The sequence below is a fragment of the Polymorphospora sp. A560 genome (assembly GCF_045781765.1).
GTDB classification, from domain to species: Bacteria; Actinomycetota; Actinomycetes; order Mycobacteriales; family Micromonosporaceae; genus Polymorphospora; species Polymorphospora lycopeni.
On the sequence record NZ_CP122282.1, the window covers coordinates 2,371,802 to 2,388,764 of the forward strand.

Below are 16,963 nucleotides of genomic sequence, written 5' to 3' on the forward strand. Positions count from 1 at the left end.
CTGGCCTGGTTGGATGGAGGCCGCCCCTCGGCCGGCCCGGCGCCGGGGACAGTAGGGAGGCGTTGGTGGGCGTCACCAACGGGCCGTCGGACGTGACGGCCCCGCACCAACGACGAAGCCTCTTCGACGAGCGGGTTCTGCCGCACCGCCGCCGGTCCCGGCTGCGGCTGCGCGACTGGCGGATGCGTACCAAGCTCGGCGCGGTGCTGATCGTCCCCTCGGTCGCGTTCATCGTGCTCGCCAGCGTGCAGACCGGTTCCCTGGTCAGCCAGGCGACGGTGCTGAACGAGTTCGCCGAGCAGGTCCGGGTCGGGCGGGAGACGACTGCCCTGATCCACGAGCTGCAACAGGAGCGCGACCGTACCTTCGGCGAACAGGTGGCCCCGGCGACCAGCTCCGACGGCCGGTACGACCCGGCCCAGGCCCGGGTGGCCCTGGCCCCGTTCCACGAACGGGTGGACGCGGCGGTCGGCGCGTTCCGGGCCGCCGGTGACCCGATGTCGCGTGGCGACGCCGCCTGGCGGGTCTCCTACACGCGGACGGTCGGGCTGCTCGACCAGTTGCCGGCCCTGCGGTCGGCGGCCGTCGGCGGCATCGTCACCGCCCCGACCATCGAGGGCAACTACACCCGGACCATCGACTCCCTGCTGGCGTTGCTGGCCGAGCCGTCGCCGGGTGTCGAACGTCCGGAGCTGACCGACGCGGTGCTGCGTTACGTGCAGTTGGCGCGGGTCAAGGAGGTCGGGTCGCGGATCCGGGCCCGGCTCTACAGCGCCGGCCGGCTCGGCGGCTACGGCGCCGAGGAGCTGGTGACCCTCAGCGACCTGCGGGTGCAGCAGTTGACCGCGATGGCGGAGTTCCGGGTCGTGGCGACCACCGAGCAGCTGGCGCGCTACGAGGAGGCGACCCGTGATCCGCGGTTCGTCCACGCCGGGCAGTTGGAGGAGACCTCGCTGCCGTCGGCGGGCGCCGGGCCGCGGGTGATCCCACCGGCGAGCTGGTGGTCGGCGAGCCAGGACCGGCACGACCTGTTGCGTGAGATCGAGACGACCGTTCTCGACGACGCCGTGCAGCAGGCCGACTCGCGCAGCGCCGCGCAGGTGCGCCGTACGGTGATGGTCGCCGCCGGGGTGCTCGCGGTGCTGCTGGTGGCGTTGCTGACCTCGGTCGTCATCGGCCGCTCGATCGCCCGGTCGCTGCGGATGCTGCGGGCGCAGGCGTTGCAGGTGGCGCAGCTCGACCTGCCGGAGACGCTGCGCCAGCTGCGGGAGGTCAACGCCGGCATCCCGGAGATCGAGGTGCCGCCGGCGACGGTCCGGTCGATGGACGAGATCGGTGACGTCGCCGAGGCGTTCGTGGCGGTGCACCGCAGCGCGGTCACCGTCGCGGTCGACCAGGCCACGATGCGGCGTACGTTCAACGCGATGTTCGTCAACCTGGCCCGGCGCAGTCAGGTCCTGGTCGAGCGGCAGCTCGAACTGCTCGACGAGCTGGAGCGCGAGGAGAGCGACCCGGACCAGCTCGAGAACCTGTTCAAGCTCGACCACCTCGCGGCCCGGATGCGGCGTAACGACGAGAGCCTGCTGGTGCTCGCCGGCACCGAGTCGACCCGCCGGTGGAACCGCCCGGTGGCGTTGTCGGCCGTCGTGCTCGCAGCCGTGGCCGAGATCGAGCAGTATCCGCGGGTGCGGCACGACGTCGCCGACGACCTGCACGTCGTCGGGCACGCGGTCGCCGACCTGGTGCACCTGCTGTCCGAGTTGCTGGAGAACGCCACCGCGTTCTCGCCGCCGGACACGCTGGTGCGGGTGACCGGCACCGGATACGGCCCGGAGACGGCACTGATCGAGATCGTCGACGAGGGCCTGGGGATGAGCCCGACCGGTGTCGCCGACGCCAACAAGCTGCTCGCCGCGCCGCCGGCCGCCGACCTCGCCGCGTCGGAGCGGATGGGGTTGTTCGTGGTCAGCCACCTGGCCGCCCGGCAGGGGGTGCGGGTGCAGTTGCGGGCCGCCGAGCGGGGCGTGGTCGCGACGATCTGGCTGCCCGGTTCGGTGCTGTCGCCGGCGCCGACGGCGCGGGACGCGGCCAACGATCCCGGGCGGGGGGTCGGCGGGTTGCGGCCGTACGCGATCGGGGCCACGGCGGGATTGCCGGCGCTGCGCGCGGCCGGACCCGGCAACGACCGGGGCGCGCCGGCTGCCGGCGGGGCGCCGCAAGACGCTGCCGCGCTCGCGGCGGGCGGTACCGACCCGGTCCGAGGACGTGCTGGCCGACGCCAGCGGGGCGCCGGACGCGCCGGAGGGCAGCACCTGGTGGTCGCGGCAGGCCCGGCCGGGTACGGCGGCCGCCGCCCGGTCCGCCACCGGCCAGCCTGGCACCGGTCAGCCCGCTGCCGTTCGGTCCGCCGCCGGCCAGCCCGGCGCCGGTCAGCCCGGCGGCCCGGCGGCTGCCGGCCGGTCGGCCGTACCGGCCCCGGCCGCCCGCTCCGGAGGCGCGGTCGGGGTGGCCCGGGCGGTGGGGCAGGCCCCGATGCGGCCCGCCGGCCAGGCCGGCCCGGGGCATGGCGACGCGGCTGCCGCACCGGTGGCCGGGGCCGACCACCGGCCGGCACCGGAACCGTTCTGGCCGACCGTGGTCCGCAACGCCAACGGGCTGCCGGTACGGGTGCCGATGGCGCACCTGCCTTCGGAGACCGAGTCGCCCGCGCCCGCCGCCTCGCGGCCGTACACCGACCCGGACCCGGACGCGGCCGGCTCGACGCTCTCCCGGTTCTACGGCGGCGTACGGCGGGCCGAGGCGGAGGAGACCACCGAAATGTCAAAGTTGATCACTAAGGACGAGGAGCGCCAGTGAACACGCTGAGCCAAGATGCACGCGACCTGAGTTGGCTGGTCAGCGGGTTCGCCGAGAAGGTACCCGGGGTCCTGCACGCGGTGGTGGTCTCCTCCGACGGGCTGCTGGTGGCGGTCTCCGACCACCTGCCCCGCGACCACGCCGACAAGCTCGCCGCGGTGACCTCGGGGTTGATGAGCATCACCACGGGCGCGGCGCAGATGTTCGACGGCGACATCGTCAAGCAGACCGTCGTGGAGATGGGGCGGGGCTACTTCCTGGTGATGAACATTCGGGACGGTTCGATCCTGGCGACGCTCGCGTCCGGTGACGCCGACGTCGGGGTGATCGGCTACGAGATGGCCCGGCTGGCCAAGCAGGCCGGCGAGAAGCTCACCCCGGCGCTGCGCGCCGAACTGCAGCAGGCGCTCCCGCGCTGAATCGCGGCCGGCGCTACCGCGCCGAGCCGCATCAGGCGCTGCCGCGCCGAGCCGCAGCAGGCTGGATAAAAGCCAGCTAGCCCGGTTGACCAGGCCGGGCTAGCTGGCTGTCCAGGTGTCACGGAGCGGCCGTCCGGAGGCTCCGTGCGATTACCTACACCGCGTTGTCGGCGATGACCCGGCGGTACCAGTGGGCGCTGCGCTTGAGAATCCGGCGCTGGGTCGGGTAGTCGACGTGGATGAGTCCCCAGCGCTGGTCGTAGCCCTCGGCCCACTCGAAGTTGTCCATCAGGGACCAGACGTGGAAGCTCTCCAGCGGTACGCCGTCGGCGATCGCCCGGTGGGCGGCGGCGATGTGGTCGCGTAGGAAGGCGACGCGGCCGGCGTCGTCGACGGTGTCGTCGGCGCCGAGCGGGTCGGGGGTGGGTAGGCCGTTCTCGGTGATGGAGATCGGCATCGGGCCGTAGTCGCGGGTGACCCGGGTGAGGATGTCGTACAGGCCGTCGGGGTAGATCTGCTGCCAGTCCGCCTGCGAGGTCGGCCACCTGGTCACGGTGCCGCCGTCCGCGGTGACGTAGATCGGCGTGTAGTACTGCACGGCGAGCAGGTCGACCGGGGTCGAGATGATGTCGAGGTCGCCGTCGCGGATGCCCCTGACCAGCCGGCTGTCCGGGCCGAGGTCGTCGAGGACGTCGGCGGGGTAGCGGCCGGTGAAGACCGAGTCGAGGTAGAACCGGTTCTCGTAGCCGTCGTACAGGGTGGTGGCCGCGGCGGCGGCCGCGCTGCCGTCGGCGGGATAGCAGGGGTGCAGGTTGAAGGCCGGGCCGATGCGGCCCGGCCCGCCGCGGGCGCGCAGTGCCTGTACGGCCATGCCGTGCGCGAGCTGCAGGTGGTGGGCGACGAGGTGGGCGGCGTCGGGGTCCTGCCGGCCGGGTGCGTGGTGGCCTTCGAGGTAGCCGTTCTGCACCACGGTCTTCGGCTCGTTGATGGTCAGCCAGACCGGTACGTCGTCGCCGAGGGCGGCGAAGACGGCGTCGGCGTACTCGGCGAAGCGGAGGGCGGTGTCGCGGGACTCCCAGCCGCCGGCGTCCTGGAGCGCCTGCGGCAGGTCCCAGTGGAAGAGGGTCGCCATCGGGGCGATGCCGCGGTCGAGGAGCCCGGCGACCAGGCGGCGGTAGAAGTCCAGGCCGCGCTGGTTGGGGGCGCCGGCGCCGTCGGCCTGGACGCGGGGCCAGGCGATGGAGAAGCGGTAGCTGTGCAGGCCGAGGTCGCGCATCAGGTCGAGGTCGTCGGCGTACCGGTGGTAGTGGTCGGCGGCCACGTCGCCGGTGTCCCCGCCCTTGATCCGGCCGGGGGTGTGGCTGAAGGTGTCCCAGACCGACTCGCCGCGGCCGTCCTCCTTGGTGGCGCCTTCGATCTGGTAGGCCGACGTGGCGGCCCCCCAGACGAAGTCGTCGGGGAAGCGCAGGCCGAGCGGTGCTTCGGCGTCCGCGGGCGGCGTGGCGTGGTGCAGCGGCTGCCGCCGGCTGGGAACGGACATGTTTCGGGTCTCCTCTTGGTGATCGGGGATCCCCGATGCTCGTCGTAACAATCGGGGGTTAGCGTGGGGGCGGGGAGGGCAATCCCCGCCCCCACCATCGGTTACACACACGCACGAGCGGGTTGGCGTCCAGGTCGTGCGTGCCGCGCGGGAGCCGGGCCACGCGAGTGGCTGGTGATCCCACCTCCCTTCCGATGTTCCGTGGGGCGGCCGGCGGCGGAGTCCGGGCTGGCCCGCCGTCGGCCCTTGCTTGCGCAGGGGTCGGGTCACGTACGAGGGCACATGACACGACTTGCATGTTCATCGATGGAAGCGCTCCCATCGGCGATGGTTCAGGACTGTAGTCCGCGTTACGGCTTTGTGAAAGCCCCAAAATGGAATCGAAACAAAGTCCGGAAAGCCCCTTCCCGCGGTTGATTCGGGAGCGCTCCCATGGAACACTCTCGAACTGTCGCGGGTGGGTGAGCCACCACGCGCGACCGTGGGCCGCCGAGGGCATCGGGCTTCCGAACGGCCGCCCCACCGACCGGGACCGCCGGTCAACCCCCGGTCCGGGCCGGGTCGCTCGCAACGTTCCCCCGCGCCTTCCGTCCCGCGCGACGACCGTCGTGCCGGAGGCGCCCGGCCGGTGGCCGTCGCGCCCCGGCCCGGTTCCGCGAGGAGACATTCATGAAAGTCACCGCAAGACGCCGTCGGGTGGCGATGGTCGCCGCCGGCGTGCTCGTGGCGGCCGGGGTGACCCTGCCGGTGGGCGCCGCCCACGCCGCCACCTCCTGCGACGTGGTCTACGCGACCAACGACTGGAACAGCGGATTCACCGCCAACGTCACCATCAAGAACCTCGGCGACCCGATCAACAACGGCTGGACCCTCGGCTGGACGTTCCCCAACTCCGGCCAGCGGGTCACCCAGAGCTGGTCGTCCACCGTCACCCAGAACGGCAGCCAGGTGACCGCGGTCAACGCGGCCTGGAACGCCAGCATCCCCACCGGTGGCACGGTCGACTTCGGCTTCAACGGCACCCACACCGGCAACAACCCGAAGCCGACGTCGTTCACCCTCAACGGCACCGTCTGCAACGGGTCCGTACCCAACCAGGCGCCGACGGTCTCGCTCAGCGTGCCGGCCGGCCCGTTCGTCGCCCCCGCCGACGTGCCGCTGACCGCCACCGCCAGCGACCCCGACGGCACCATCAGCAAGGTCGAGTTCTACCGCAACGGCCTGCTGGTCAACACCGACACCACAGCCCCGTACGGCTACACGATGGAGGACCTGCCGGCCGGCAGCTACACCGTGCAGGCCAAGGCGTACGACAACGCCAACGCGACCGCGACCGCGGAGCGGGCGTTCACCGTCACCCCCAGCTCCGGCCCGGTGCTGATCGCGACCCCGTCGTCGGTGAGCGTCAACGAGGGCGGCACCTCCACGGTGAACCTGAAGCTGTCGGCGGCGCCGACGAGCAACCGGGTGGTGACGCTGACGCGTACCGGTGACCAGGACATCACCGTCTCGCCGACCTCGGTCACCCTCACCCCGAGCAACTGGAGCACCGGGGTCAACGTGATCGTGGCCGCCGCCGAGGACGCCGACACGGTCAGCGGCACCGCGACCATCACCGCGTCGGCCACCGGCCTCGCGCCGCTGGCGATCGTCGCCACCGAGATCGACAACGACACCGGCGGCGGGAACAACGTCTACATCCAGCGGTTCCTGGAGCAGTACGGCAAGATCAAGAACTCGGGCTACTTCAGCCCCGAGGGCGTGCCGTACCACTCGATCGAGACGATCATCGTCGAGGCGCCGGACCACGGCCACGAGACCACGTCCGAGGCGTTCAGCTTCTGGATCTGGCTGGAGGCGCAGTACGGCCGGGTCACCCAGAACTGGGCGCCGTTCAACAACGCCTGGACGGTGACGGAGAAGTACATCATCCCGTCGAACGCCGACCAGCCGACCGCCGGCGTCGCCGGCACCCCGCAGTACGCCGCCGAGTACGACCTGCCCAGCCAGTACCCGTCGCAGCTGCAGCCGAACGTGTCCGTCGGCCAGGACCCGCTGCGGTCCGAACTGCAGACCACGTACGGCACCGGCAGCATCTACGGCATGCACTGGCTGCTAGACGTCGACAACGTGTACGGCTTCGGCCGCTGCGGCGACGGCACCACCCGCCCCGCGTACATCAACACCTTCCAGCGCGGGCCGCAGGAGTCGGTGTGGGAGACCGTGCCGCAGCCGTCCTGCGACACCTTCGCCCACGGCGGCACGCACGGCTACCTCGACCTGTTCACCCGGGAGAGCAACCCGCCCGCCCGGCAGTGGAAGTACACCAACGCCCCGGACGCCGACGCGCGCGCCATCCAGGCCGCGTACTGGGCCCAGACCTGGGCCAAGGAGCAGGGCCGCGAGGCCGAGATCGCCCAGACCGTGGCCAAGGCCGCAAAGATGGGCGACTACCTGCGGTACGCGATGTTCGACAAGTACTTCAAGCGGATCGGCAACTGCGTCGGGGCGACCCAGTGCCCGGCCGGCACCGGCCGCGACTCGGCGCACTACCTGATGTCCTGGTACTACGCCTGGGGTGGCGCCACCGACCCGAACGCCGCCTGGTCGTGGCGGATCGGTTCCAGCCACAACCACATGGGCTACCAGAACCCGATGGCCGCGTACGCGCTGACCGCCATGCCGGAACTGCGGCCGAGGTCGACGACCGCCAACGCCGACTGGACCAAGAGCCTGGAGCGGCAGATGGAGCTGTACCAGTGGCTCCAGTCCGCCGAGGGCGGCATCGCCGGCGGTGCCACCAACAGCTGGCAGGGCAGCTACAGCCAGCCGCCGGCGGGCACCCCGACCTTCTACGGCATGTTCTACGACCCCAAGCCGGTCTACCACGACCCGCCGAGCAACAACTGGTTCGGCATGCAGGTCTGGTCGCTGCAGCGGGTCGCCGAGCTGTACTACCTGACCGGCAACGCACGGGCCAAGACGGTGCTGGACAAGTGGGTGCCGTGGGCCCTGTCGGAGACCACGATCGGCACCGGCGGCGACTACTCCATCCCGGCGACGATGGAGTGGACCGGCGCCCCCGCGATCTGGAACCCGGTCAACCCGCAGCCGAACAGCAACCTGCACGTCGAGGTCGTCTCGCACAGCAAGGACGTCGGCGTCACCGCCGCGTACGCCCGCACCCTGATGTGGTACGCGGCCAAGTCCGGCCACGTCGGCGCGAAGAACGCGGCCAAGGGCCTGCTCGACGGCCTGAACGCCAACGCCGACGCGCAGGGTGTCTCGGTGCCCGAGCGGCAGGAGCACTTCAACCGCTTCGACGACGTCTACAACCCGTCGACCGGCCAGGGGCTCTACATCCCGCAGGGCTGGACGGGCACCATGCCCAACGGTGACGTCATCGCGCCGGGCAAGAGCTTCCTCGACATCCGCTCGTTCTACAAGGACGACCCGGACTGGCCGAAGGTTCAGGCCTACCTGGACGGCGGACCGGCCCCGGTCTTCAACTACCACCGGTTCTGGGCCCAGGCGGACATCGCCATGGCCTACGCCGACTTCGGGCACCTGTTCCCGAACGGCTGAACCACCGGCGGTGCGGGCCGGGTGGGATCATCCGGCCCGCACCGCATCGGCACACCGCCCGCCCCGGGTACGTACCCGGGGCGGGCGTCGTTGCCGGGCGACCATGGCGGGATTTTCCCCGGCGGTTGCCGCCCGATATTGGTGATCATCAGTCATGCAACAGATCTGACGATTTCGCAAGTCGGGGAGTCCGATGTGGAACACTGTGGACATTGGCGCGTCGTGCGGGCAGCACGATCAGTGCCGGAGCGCTAGACTCCGGCTGACCGGCCGATCAACTCCCCCCGTGGTTGATTGGCCGGTCCTTTTTGTGCGCCCGCCGGTTGTGGGGGCGGATGGGTGCCCGTCCGGTGCGTAGAGCGGGCACCCACCCGCCTCCGGTGACCATGCCGTCTGCCGTAACGGCATGGTCGGCGATCCGTCTCAATCCCCCCAGAGGAGACGGACCGAGGTCTAGTGGACGGCGCTGGCCGTCACGTGTTGCGGTAGCCGGAGCCACCAGGCGGCGGCGCCACGGGCCGGCTGCGGTGCGGCGGGGTCGTCCCGCAGCCGGCTGAGCAGGGCCTGCCGGCGGGCGATGCCGAGTCCGTAGACCAGGCCGCGCAGCGCCGACTCGTGCAGCGGGTCGCGGTGCCGTCGCCACAGGCGGTTGTGGTGGTCGACCGCGGCGGCCCAGTAGCGGTCGTCGCTGTGCCCGCCGAGGTGCCCGATCGCGTGGGTGGCCAGGACGACCAGCGGCCCGGGAATCCCGCTGCCGACGGTGATCCGTTCGACCAGCGGACGCTGCTCGGCGCCGCCGAGGGCACGCAGCGCCGCGATGATGCAGCCGTTGAGCTCCAGGCGTTCGGGTGCGCGGATGCCGGCGAGTTCGTCGGCCAACGCCCGGGCCAGCGGCTCCCGGTAGGGGGTCGCGGCGATCAGCATCGCGGTGTAGAGGCGGATGTCGGACAGCGGGTGGAACAGCAGTTCCCGGACCAGGGTGGGGAACATGTCGTTGGCCGGGTCGTGCGGCAGGGTGGCGGTGGTCGTGTTGACGACGCGGGTCACCACGGCGCGGGCGGTGTGCGGCGCGGCGAGCTGGCCGGTGGCGACCGCCTCGCCGACGGTGCGGTCGGCGGCCGCAGCGCGGCGCAGCGCCGCCTGCATCCCGGGCCGGTGCAGCTGCGGGGCGTGCCGCAGCAGCGCGGCGGCCAGCGGCTGGGCCTCGGCGCGGTGCGCGGGTTCGCGGACGAGTTCGACGATCAGCGCGGTCAGGTCGGTGAGCTGGTCCGTGGTGAAGTGCCCGAAGCGGATCTTGCGTACGCAGGCCAGCAGGGCACCGAGGAACGCCCGGTCGTTGGTGGGCTGGTGGAGTTGGGCGAGCACGTGCCGGCTGGCGTCGGGGTGCGGGCTGCCGTCGAGGGCACCGATCGTCTCGATGAAGACCTGGTTCGCCCGGTCGGCGCCGAGTCCGGCGCAGGCCGCGACGGCCGCCCGCTGGCACGAGGGGTGGGCGATGAGGCGGTTGAACGCCTCGAAGCGCTGCTGCCACGACAGGCCGTGGGCGACGATCATCTCGGTGAGCAGCCGCTCGGTGAGCGCGGCGCGGGCGCTGCGCGGGCTGATGATCAGGCTGGGCGCGGCGGAGACCAGCGCGGACAGTTCGTCCCACTGCCGGCCGGTCATGATCGCCGTGGACAGGGCCCGGTCGAGCAGGTCGTCGATGCGGCCGGCGGCCTCGTCGGCGGCGGGCAGGTGCCGGGCCAGCGCCGGCGCCCCGTGCCCGGGTGGGGCGGCGTAGCGGTGCAGGGTGTCGATGACGGCGGTCAGGGTGCCGGCCGGCAGGTCGAGCAGTTCCTCGTAGCGCGTCACGGCCCGGTGGGTGGGGCGTACGGCGGCGGTTTCCCAGCGGGAGATCCGGCTCTCGGTGGTGTGGCTCGGCCACGAGCCGCCGTGGAAGGCGGCGGCGAACGACTTGGCGCGGGTCCACCGCTGGTGGGGGTCGAGCAGGCGGTTGCTGCGCAGCAGCCAGGCGACCCGGTCGGCGAGCGAGGGCTGGCCGCCGCGGCGGTGGCTCGGGGGCTCCGGCGGTGCAAGGTCGACGGAGGCCGTGTGGCTAGTCGCCATGTTGCAGATCCTAGCGGCGGAGACCTATTTCATGTTTCCCGTTGCAGCGCGACAGATCCTCTGCAATCGATCTTTCGCCGTATTGGGAAGCATTTACCATACGCGTCCGTCGGCCGCCGAAGGTCCTTCGCCGGGACCGGCTCCGCTGGCTGGGCATATCCCGTTATCCGACTAAAAGCCGGTACGGAATTGTATTTCCGCTATTGCGATGAATTGGCGGTTGTCTTGCCTGGTTCGAGCGGATGCCGCAGGCCCGGGTGGTCGGCCGGCAGCGAGCGGCGGATCACCCACCAGCTGACCGCCAGGCAGGCGGCGACCAGCGGCCAGGTCAGCGCCGCCCGGGCGGCGGTCAGCGCGACGACCTGGTCGGCGAAGTAGAGCGGCAGGAAGACGAGCAGCCGGATCACGTACTGGCCGACCCACACCCAGCTGCCCCGGCTGTATGCCCGCAGCAGGGCCGGGTCGCGCCGCCACCGGGTCCGCTGCCCCAGGACGGTGCCGACCACGACGCCGAGCAGCGGCCAGCGCACCACGATGCCGACGATCCAGGCCAGCGCGCTGGCCGCGTTGGAGACCAGTTGCAGCAGGAAGAAATCGGTGGCCCGGCCGGTGCGCAGGGCGATCAGCGCGGCGACGCAGACGGCGAGCAGGCCGACGAGCACCGAGCGGGGCCGGTCACCACGGCGCAGCCGCCAGCCGGCCACCACCAGCGCGACGACCAGCGCGGCGACGACACCGCCGATGATCGACTGGCCGGTCAGCAGCCAGCCGACACCGAACGCGACCGGCGGCAGGGTGGCGTCGATCGCGCCCCGGCGACCGCCGAGCAGGTCGGCGAGGGATTCGCGGTCGTCCGCGCCCGGCGCCGTCATCACACCTCCCACGGCATTGCGTTAGGCGAGCCTAACCTAGGGTGCTGCCGCGGTCGAGGTGTCCTTGGTCATCAGTGCCCGCAGGAACGACAACCCGTCGACCGCCACCGCGTCCCGGCTCGCCGCCAGCGGCCGCCACACCGACATCGGCACCTCCAGGCCCGCCGCCGTGAACGACTCGATGCACAACGGACCGGCGTACCCGACGTCCTCCAGCGCGCCGAGGATCGCCGGCCAGTCGAAGTGGTCGGCGCCGGGCGTACCCCGGTCGTTGGCGCAGACCTGGACGTGGACCAGGCGGTCGCCGGCGGCCCGGAACGCGGCGGCGACGTCGCGTTCCTCGATGTTGACGTGGAAGGTGTCCAGGGCGATGCCCAGCCCGTCGACGCCGTCGACGACCTCCAGCGTCTGCTCGACGGTGTTCAGCAGGCTGCTGTCGAACCGGTTGAGCGGTTCGAGCCCGAGCGTCACCCCGTGCTCGGCGGCGTAGCCGGCCAGCGGTCGCAGCCGCGCGACCAGCCGGGCCAGCGTGTCACGGCGGCCGTCGGCGGACAGCGGCCACCGCCGGCCCGCCGGGGAGTACAGCGGCCCGGCGACCACGGCGGCGCCGACCGTCGCCGCCGCCCGCACACAGGCGCGGACAAAGTCACCGGTACGCCCCAGCACCTCGGCGTCGTCGGTCAGCAGGTCGTGGTCGGGCAGCAGCCCGGCACAGATGGTCGCGCCCAGCCCGTGGGCGGCGAGCAGGTCGGCGGCGTACGCCGGATCCCAGTCGCCGGTCGACATCATCGGCAACTCGACGACGTCGAACCCCCAGTCGCTGATCCGTGGCACCAGCCGGGTGAGCGCGTCGTCGGTCAACGGCGACACCCACACCCAGGTGTTGACGCCGATCGGGTAACCAGTCATCAGAAGTCCGCGAAGAGGTAGGGGATCTGGCGGGGGAACAGCAGCCGTAGCTGTGCGGCCGCGTCGTCGGGCACGGTGCCCAGGCCGCGCAGCCGGGCCTCGACCGGGTCGAGGACGCCGTAGAACAGGCCGGACAGGCCGGCGACGGTCAGCGTGGCCGCCGGGGCCGGCCCGTCGCCGCGGGTCACCTCCAGTCGACCCGAGCCGCCGTCGAGCACGTACCGGCCGGCGACGAACGGGTCGTCGACGACCTCGACCGCGACCCGGCCCGGTCCGGCGGCCACCCCGGCGAGCGCCTCCAGCGACAGCACGCGGGCCATCGGCCCACCCCGGCGCGGGAAGCTGACGTCCGCCTCGGTGCGGGCCGCGAGGTCGGTCACCCACAGTTCGGGTACGTCGTCGGCGCCGACGAGCACGCTGGCCCGCGACACCTGGTCGACGTGCCGGGCCAGGAACCGCAACAGCAGGGCCCGGCCCAGCGGCCCGGTCACCAGCAGGTCGTCGCCGACCAGTTCACCGCCGTAGCCCTCGATCCGGTACGTCAGCGCCCCGACGACCTCGCCGTCGACGCGGGCGGTGGCCAGCCAGCGCGGCTCCAGGTCGCGCAGCACGTGCCCGCGCCGCTCCGGAAACACCGCGAACCCGTGCCGCTGGCCGAGCAGCCGCAGCGTCAGGTCGCGGAAGTCGTCGTAGCGGTCGGCGACCGGGCCCCAGTCGACCTCGCCGGGCAGGTCGGCGCGCTGCAACCCGGCCAGGTCGGCCGGCGCGAACGTCGCCCGCCGGGCGCGCGGCATCCCGGCGTAACCGAAACGCTCGTAGAAGGACGGCCGGAACGGATACAGGGCGCTGACCACGTGCCCGTCGTCGCGCATGTCGCCGAGCAGCCGGGTCAGCAGGGTACGGGCGTGACCCTGCCGGCGGGCCAGCGGATCGGTGACGACCGCCGCCACCCCGGCCATGCGGTGTACGACCCCACGCACGTTCTGCCGCATCGGGATGCCGGCCACCGCGGCGACCGTACGCCCGTCGACCTCGGCGATCAGGTTGACGCTGTCCTCGTTGTACGGCGCGTACCGGCGGGCCCGGTCGAGCCGGTCGGCGGCGGGCGGCGAGGACTCGAAGGCGTACGCGGCCAAGGGAAAGGCTGTGGTCAGCCGTTCCTCGGCGTCTACCCGGCGGATGCGCATCAGGCCGGGCCGGTCATGATCGGCACAGTCATGCCGCGAGGCTACCCGGGTGGGATCGCCACCCGCGGGGCGGGCCGCCACGGGGGAAAACGTGTTGGCCGAGACGCCGTCGCGGGGTGAGGATCACGGCATGGCTTCACCTGGGCCCGACGGTCGTGCCGGAATCGACGCCGCGCTCGTGCGGCGCCTGATCGCCGCACAGTTTCCACAGTGGAGCGACCTGCCGGTGGTGCCGGTGGAGGTCGACGGCTGGGACAACCGGACCTACCGGCTCGGCGACGACATGACCGTACGGCTGCCGACCGCCGCCGGGTACGTGCCCGGGGTGGCCAAGGAGAACGAGTGGCTTCCGAGGCTGGCGCCGGCGCTGCCGGTCGCCGTACCGCCGGTGCTGGCCATGGGCGAGCCGGGCGAGGGCTACCCCTTCCCGTGGTCGGTGCGCGGCTGGCTGCCCGGCGAGACGGCCGACCGGGCACGCATCGACGACATTCCACAGTTCGCCGCCTCGGTCGCCGGGTTCGTCCGGGCCCTGCACCGCTGCGACACCACGGGCGGCCCGGCCGCCGGCGAGCACAGCTTCTGGCGGGGAGCCACACCGGCCCACTACGACGACCAGACCCGCCGCTGCCTGACCGCGCTCGCCGGTCACGTCGACACCGCCCGGGCCGCCGCCGTCTGGGAGGCCGCCGTCACGAGCCGGTTCGACGCGGTACCGGTGTGGTTCCACGGCGACATCGCCCCGGGAAACCTGCTGGTCGCCGACGGGAAACTGGCGGCGGTCATCGACTTCGGCACCTCCGGCGTCGGCGACCCGGCCTGCGACCTGGTGATCGCCTGGACGATGTTCGCGGGCGACAGCCGCGAGGCGTTCCGGGCGGTGGTCGACCTGGACGACGGCACGTGGGCGCGGGCCCGTGGCTGGGCGCTGTGGAAGGCACTGCTGGTCATGGCCGACTCGCTCGGCACCGACCCGGAACGGGCCGCCGCCAACGAGCGGGTGGTCGGCGAGGTCCTCGCCGACCACGACCGCCCCGGCTAGCGCGGGCCGGACCCGCGTTGTACAGCCGTCCGGCGGAGCCGGCCGGCGTTGGGCCGCGACGGCATGCGGTTCCGTGCCCGGGGGATGATGCCCGTCATGGCGACTCCTGCCGATGCCCACCCGCGGCGAACGTGAGCCGGGAGGACGGCGGATGACAGGCACGTACGTGATGGACGCGGCGGAAGCCGTCGCGTTGCTGGACCGGCTCGCGGACCACGGGGTCGAGGTGTGCGTGGGCGGTTGCTGTGCGCGCGGTTCGGGATCGACCTGCCGGAAGCGTTCCGGTAGCTTACGGCGCTGTCAGCTGTCTGAGCGTGATTGCATGGCCGGTGACGGGTAGACGGTGAACACCCGCTGGCCGTCCAGCCACTCAGTGAGCCTCCGCGCTTCGGATTGCAACGCTTTGTGTGCCGACGGGGTGACTTCTTCGAGAAGTCTCAGCTGCACCATGCCATCGGCGTCCTGTATCCAGGCACCCGCCACACGCCCGTCGACCCACACGGTCGTTCCGGCGTTGCCTGCGCTGTCGAACAACTGGGGTGCGTGCGGGCCGAGAAAGAAGTCCCGCCCTTTCCAGCCCATCACGGTAGGGTCGAGCAGCGGCAGGAGCGCAACCCAGGATTCGGGGGCGGTGACCGGATCCAGGTCGTCCTTTCGCAGCCAGCCGATCGAGCCGTCCTCCAGGGTCACGCCTTGTGCTCCGAGGTCTTCGAGCGCGGTTCGAACCGCGGCCTTGGTGCCGCCGAGCCACCAGGCGATGTCCTCGATGGTGCCGGGTCCGTACGACCAGAGCCACCGGTGTACGAGTTCGGCATAGCCCTGTCGTGCCTCTGGCACGTCGGGCACATCGGGCACATCGGGCACATCGTGACCCCACCATTGCGCGGTCGTTGTCCAGGTGGGACGGCTCGTGTACCAGGGGCCGGCGTTGCCCGCCCGCGCGACCACTCCGTCCATGCTGAGCTGAGCGAGTACTCGTGGGGCGATCGCCACCTTGCCGCCCCACGACTTGTCGGGGGCCTGCACGATGAACCCGCCGATTACCGGGACTTCCTTCCGCAGCTGTGCCGAGGATCGCGGCACGCCGTCGGCGAGGTGGTCCAGGACGGCGACCTCCGCAGCCTGCAACCAGGCCGCGCCTTCCCCGTCCGGTACGGAGCCCCAGCGTTCCAGGTCTTTGACGAATCGGGTGCGGTTGGCCGCGGCGAAGCGCGCGGAGGCGCTTCCCCAGGCGGCTGGGATCAGATCGCGGGGGAAGACGAAGAGCGTTTCGCCAATGGCTTGCTGCCTGACCAGGGAGCGCGTGTCGTATAGCGCTCGTTCAATGTCCTCGACGCTGATTTGCTCGGTGCGTGCCCAGCAGGAGAGATGCGCGCTCGGTGGATCGGTCGCGTGCAGGCACACGACCGCACGAGCAGCATCTTCGGGTGACTGCACCCGAACCGACTGTGCCAGGGCGTGCCTGACGCCCAGCCGCGCACGACGCTCTTCATCCGTCACCAACCGCACGATGGGGATGGCACCCTTCCGCATCAGGACGCTCCACGTTCGGTGGCGGCGAGGAGTCGCTGTCCCCAGCCGCGCATGTAGTCGGTGGCTTCGGGTGGGCCGTGGACGACGAAGGGGGCTCCGATGGCTGCGAGGCAGAAGGCGGCCCAGTCGAGTGACTCTGTGGGGATGTAGACCTCGCATGAGGTGTCGTCGATGGGTTCGACGCTGCCGTATTGCGCGACCTCCTGCTTGACCCGACCGGGCGGAGCCTGAACTGTCGCGTGGACCGGGTACTTCGCGGGCATCGATCTGATCTCGCGGTACACGTACTCGACGGGATCGGATTCGGGAAGCTGGCGCTGGGCGAACTTCCTGCCACTTCGGATCGGGTTGTCGATCCGATCGATGCGGAAGGTGCGCCAGTCTGATCGGTCGAGGTCCCAGGCGATGAGGTAGAGGCGGTAGTCCACGCTGACGGTTCGGTGCGGGTGGACGGTTCGCTCGGAAATCGAGCCGTCCCGTGCCTGGTAGGTGAAACTCAGCGCCTCATGGTCGCGGCAGGCCAAGGCGACGGTGGTCAGCGACGCGACATCGGCGATGTTCGTACGTTGACGATCAACCCGAGGTGTGGCAACGCTTCGCAAGCTGTCGACGCGACGACGGATGCGCACCGGAAGCACCTGCACGATCTTCGCCATCGCGCCGACAGCGGCCTCCGCAGATGTGGGGTGGATGCCGGAGGCGACCTCCTTGAGTCCCATGACCACGGCAGCGGCCTCGTCTTCGCTGAGCACCAGCGCGGCGAAGCCCACGACGACCGCGGCGACCACCGCGGCCCAGCGCCGGCCGGGGATCAGGGTGGGCAGGCCGTTGTAGAACGGGAAGTCGAGGCCGTCGGGGCGCTCGATGCGTCGTCCGAAGCGTTCAGGCGGAGGTGGCGTGGCGGCGGCGCGAGCCAT

Annotated in this window: 11 protein-coding genes; 4 read left to right on the forward strand and 7 right to left on the reverse strand. The window is 71.7% G+C overall.

Going from position 1 to position 16,963, the window contains the following annotated elements; translation table 11 throughout:
• Positions 1–65 precede the first annotated feature (65 nt).
• Together QCD66_RS10795 and QCD66_RS10800 are read left to right on the forward strand one after the other, a co-directional pair.
• Positions 66–2,837, forward strand: a complete 2,772-nt coding sequence (locus QCD66_RS10795) for a nitrate- and nitrite sensing domain-containing protein (protein ID WP_407567099.1) — start codon at positions 66–68, stop codon at positions 2,835–2,837.
• 24 nt (positions 2,838–2,861) lie between these two features.
• Positions 2,862–3,275, forward strand: coding sequence for a roadblock/LC7 domain-containing protein (locus QCD66_RS10800; protein WP_357541885.1), 414 nt, complete (start codon positions 2,862–2,864; stop codon positions 3,273–3,275).
• Positions 3,276–3,429: 154 nt separating this feature from the next.
• On the opposite strand, the gene QCD66_RS10805 is transcribed toward QCD66_RS10800, so the two are convergent.
• Positions 3,430–4,815, reverse strand: coding sequence for a GH1 family beta-glucosidase (locus tag QCD66_RS10805; RefSeq protein WP_364220258.1), 1,386 nt, complete (start codon positions 4,813–4,815; stop codon positions 3,430–3,432).
• Positions 4,816–5,484: 669 nt separating this feature from the next.
• On the opposite strand from QCD66_RS10805, the gene QCD66_RS10810 reads away from it, so the two are divergent.
• On the forward strand, positions 5,485–8,400 hold the full coding sequence (locus tag QCD66_RS10810) for a glycoside hydrolase family 48 protein (RefSeq protein ID WP_375736151.1): 2,916 nt from the start codon (positions 5,485–5,487) through the stop codon (positions 8,398–8,400).
• 453 nt (positions 8,401–8,853) lie between these two features.
• Here QCD66_RS10810 and QCD66_RS10815 read toward each other — a convergent pair whose 3' ends face one another.
• The 4 genes from QCD66_RS10815 to QCD66_RS10830 form a co-directional block, all read right to left on the reverse strand.
• Positions 8,854–10,506 carry a hypothetical protein gene (locus QCD66_RS10815; RefSeq protein ID WP_375736152.1) on the reverse strand — a complete coding sequence of 551 codons (1,653 nt, stop codon included), beginning with the start codon at positions 10,504–10,506 and terminating at the stop codon, positions 8,854–8,856.
• A 200-nt stretch (positions 10,507–10,706) separates the two neighbouring features.
• Positions 10,707–11,378 (reverse strand): DUF3159 domain-containing protein, encoded by a 672-nt coding sequence (locus QCD66_RS10820; protein WP_375736153.1) that lies wholly within the window; start codon positions 11,376–11,378, stop codon positions 10,707–10,709.
• 36 nt (positions 11,379–11,414) lie between these two features.
• Positions 11,415–12,287, reverse strand: coding sequence for a sugar phosphate isomerase/epimerase family protein (locus QCD66_RS10825; RefSeq protein ID WP_375736154.1), 873 nt, complete (start codon positions 12,285–12,287; stop codon positions 11,415–11,417).
• Entirely contained in the window at positions 12,287–13,474 is a 1,188-nt protein-coding gene (locus tag QCD66_RS10830; protein ID WP_375736155.1) for an enhanced intracellular survival protein Eis, read from the reverse strand. Before QCD66_RS10830 ends, QCD66_RS10825 begins: the two co-directional genes overlap by 1 nt.
• A gap of 130 nt (positions 13,475–13,604) precedes the next feature.
• On the opposite strand from QCD66_RS10830, the gene QCD66_RS10835 reads away from it, so the two are divergent.
• A complete protein-coding gene (locus tag QCD66_RS10835; protein WP_407567100.1) occupies positions 13,605–14,513 on the forward strand; it encodes an aminoglycoside phosphotransferase family protein in 909 nt (302 codons plus the stop codon).
• Positions 14,514–14,813: 300 nt separating this feature from the next.
• Here QCD66_RS10835 and QCD66_RS10840 read toward each other — a convergent pair whose 3' ends face one another.
• Both QCD66_RS10840 and QCD66_RS10845 read right to left on the reverse strand, forming a co-directional pair.
• Positions 14,814–16,013, reverse strand: coding sequence for a winged helix DNA-binding domain-containing protein (locus QCD66_RS10840; RefSeq protein WP_375736157.1), 1,200 nt, complete (start codon positions 16,011–16,013; stop codon positions 14,814–14,816).
• A 32-nt stretch (positions 16,014–16,045) separates the two neighbouring features.
• Positions 16,046–16,963, reverse strand: a complete 918-nt coding sequence (locus QCD66_RS10845; protein ID WP_375736158.1) for a helix-turn-helix transcriptional regulator — start codon at positions 16,961–16,963, stop codon at positions 16,046–16,048.

What these genes read in the sequence shown, in the direction of transcription:
- QCD66_RS10825 (WP_375736154.1), bottom strand. Translation starts at nt 12,287, where the DNA reads ATGACTGGTTACCCGATCGGCGTCAACACCTGGGTGTGGGTGTCGCCG.
- QCD66_RS10820 (WP_375736153.1), bottom strand. Translation starts at nt 11,378, where the DNA reads ATGACGGCGCCGGGCGCGGACGACCGCGAATCCCTCGCCGACCTGCTC.
- QCD66_RS10815 (WP_375736152.1), bottom strand. Translation starts at nt 10,506, where the DNA reads ATGGCGACTAGCCACACGGCCTCCGTCGACCTTGCACCGCCGGAGCCC.
- QCD66_RS10835 (WP_407567100.1), top strand. Translation starts at nt 13,605, where the DNA reads ATGGCTTCACCTGGGCCCGACGGTCGTGCCGGAATCGACGCCGCGCTC.
- QCD66_RS10830 (WP_375736155.1), bottom strand. Translation starts at nt 13,474, where the DNA reads ATGCGCATCCGCCGGGTAGACGCCGAGGAACGGCTGACCACAGCCTTT.
- QCD66_RS10845 (WP_375736158.1), bottom strand. Translation starts at nt 16,963, where the DNA reads ATGGCTCGCGCCGCCGCCACGCCACCTCCGCCTGAACGCTTCGGACGA.
- QCD66_RS10805 (WP_364220258.1), bottom strand. Translation starts at nt 4,815, where the DNA reads ATGTCCGTTCCCAGCCGGCGGCAGCCGCTGCACCACGCCACGCCGCCC.
- QCD66_RS10810 (WP_375736151.1), top strand. Translation starts at nt 5,485, where the DNA reads ATGAAAGTCACCGCAAGACGCCGTCGGGTGGCGATGGTCGCCGCCGGC.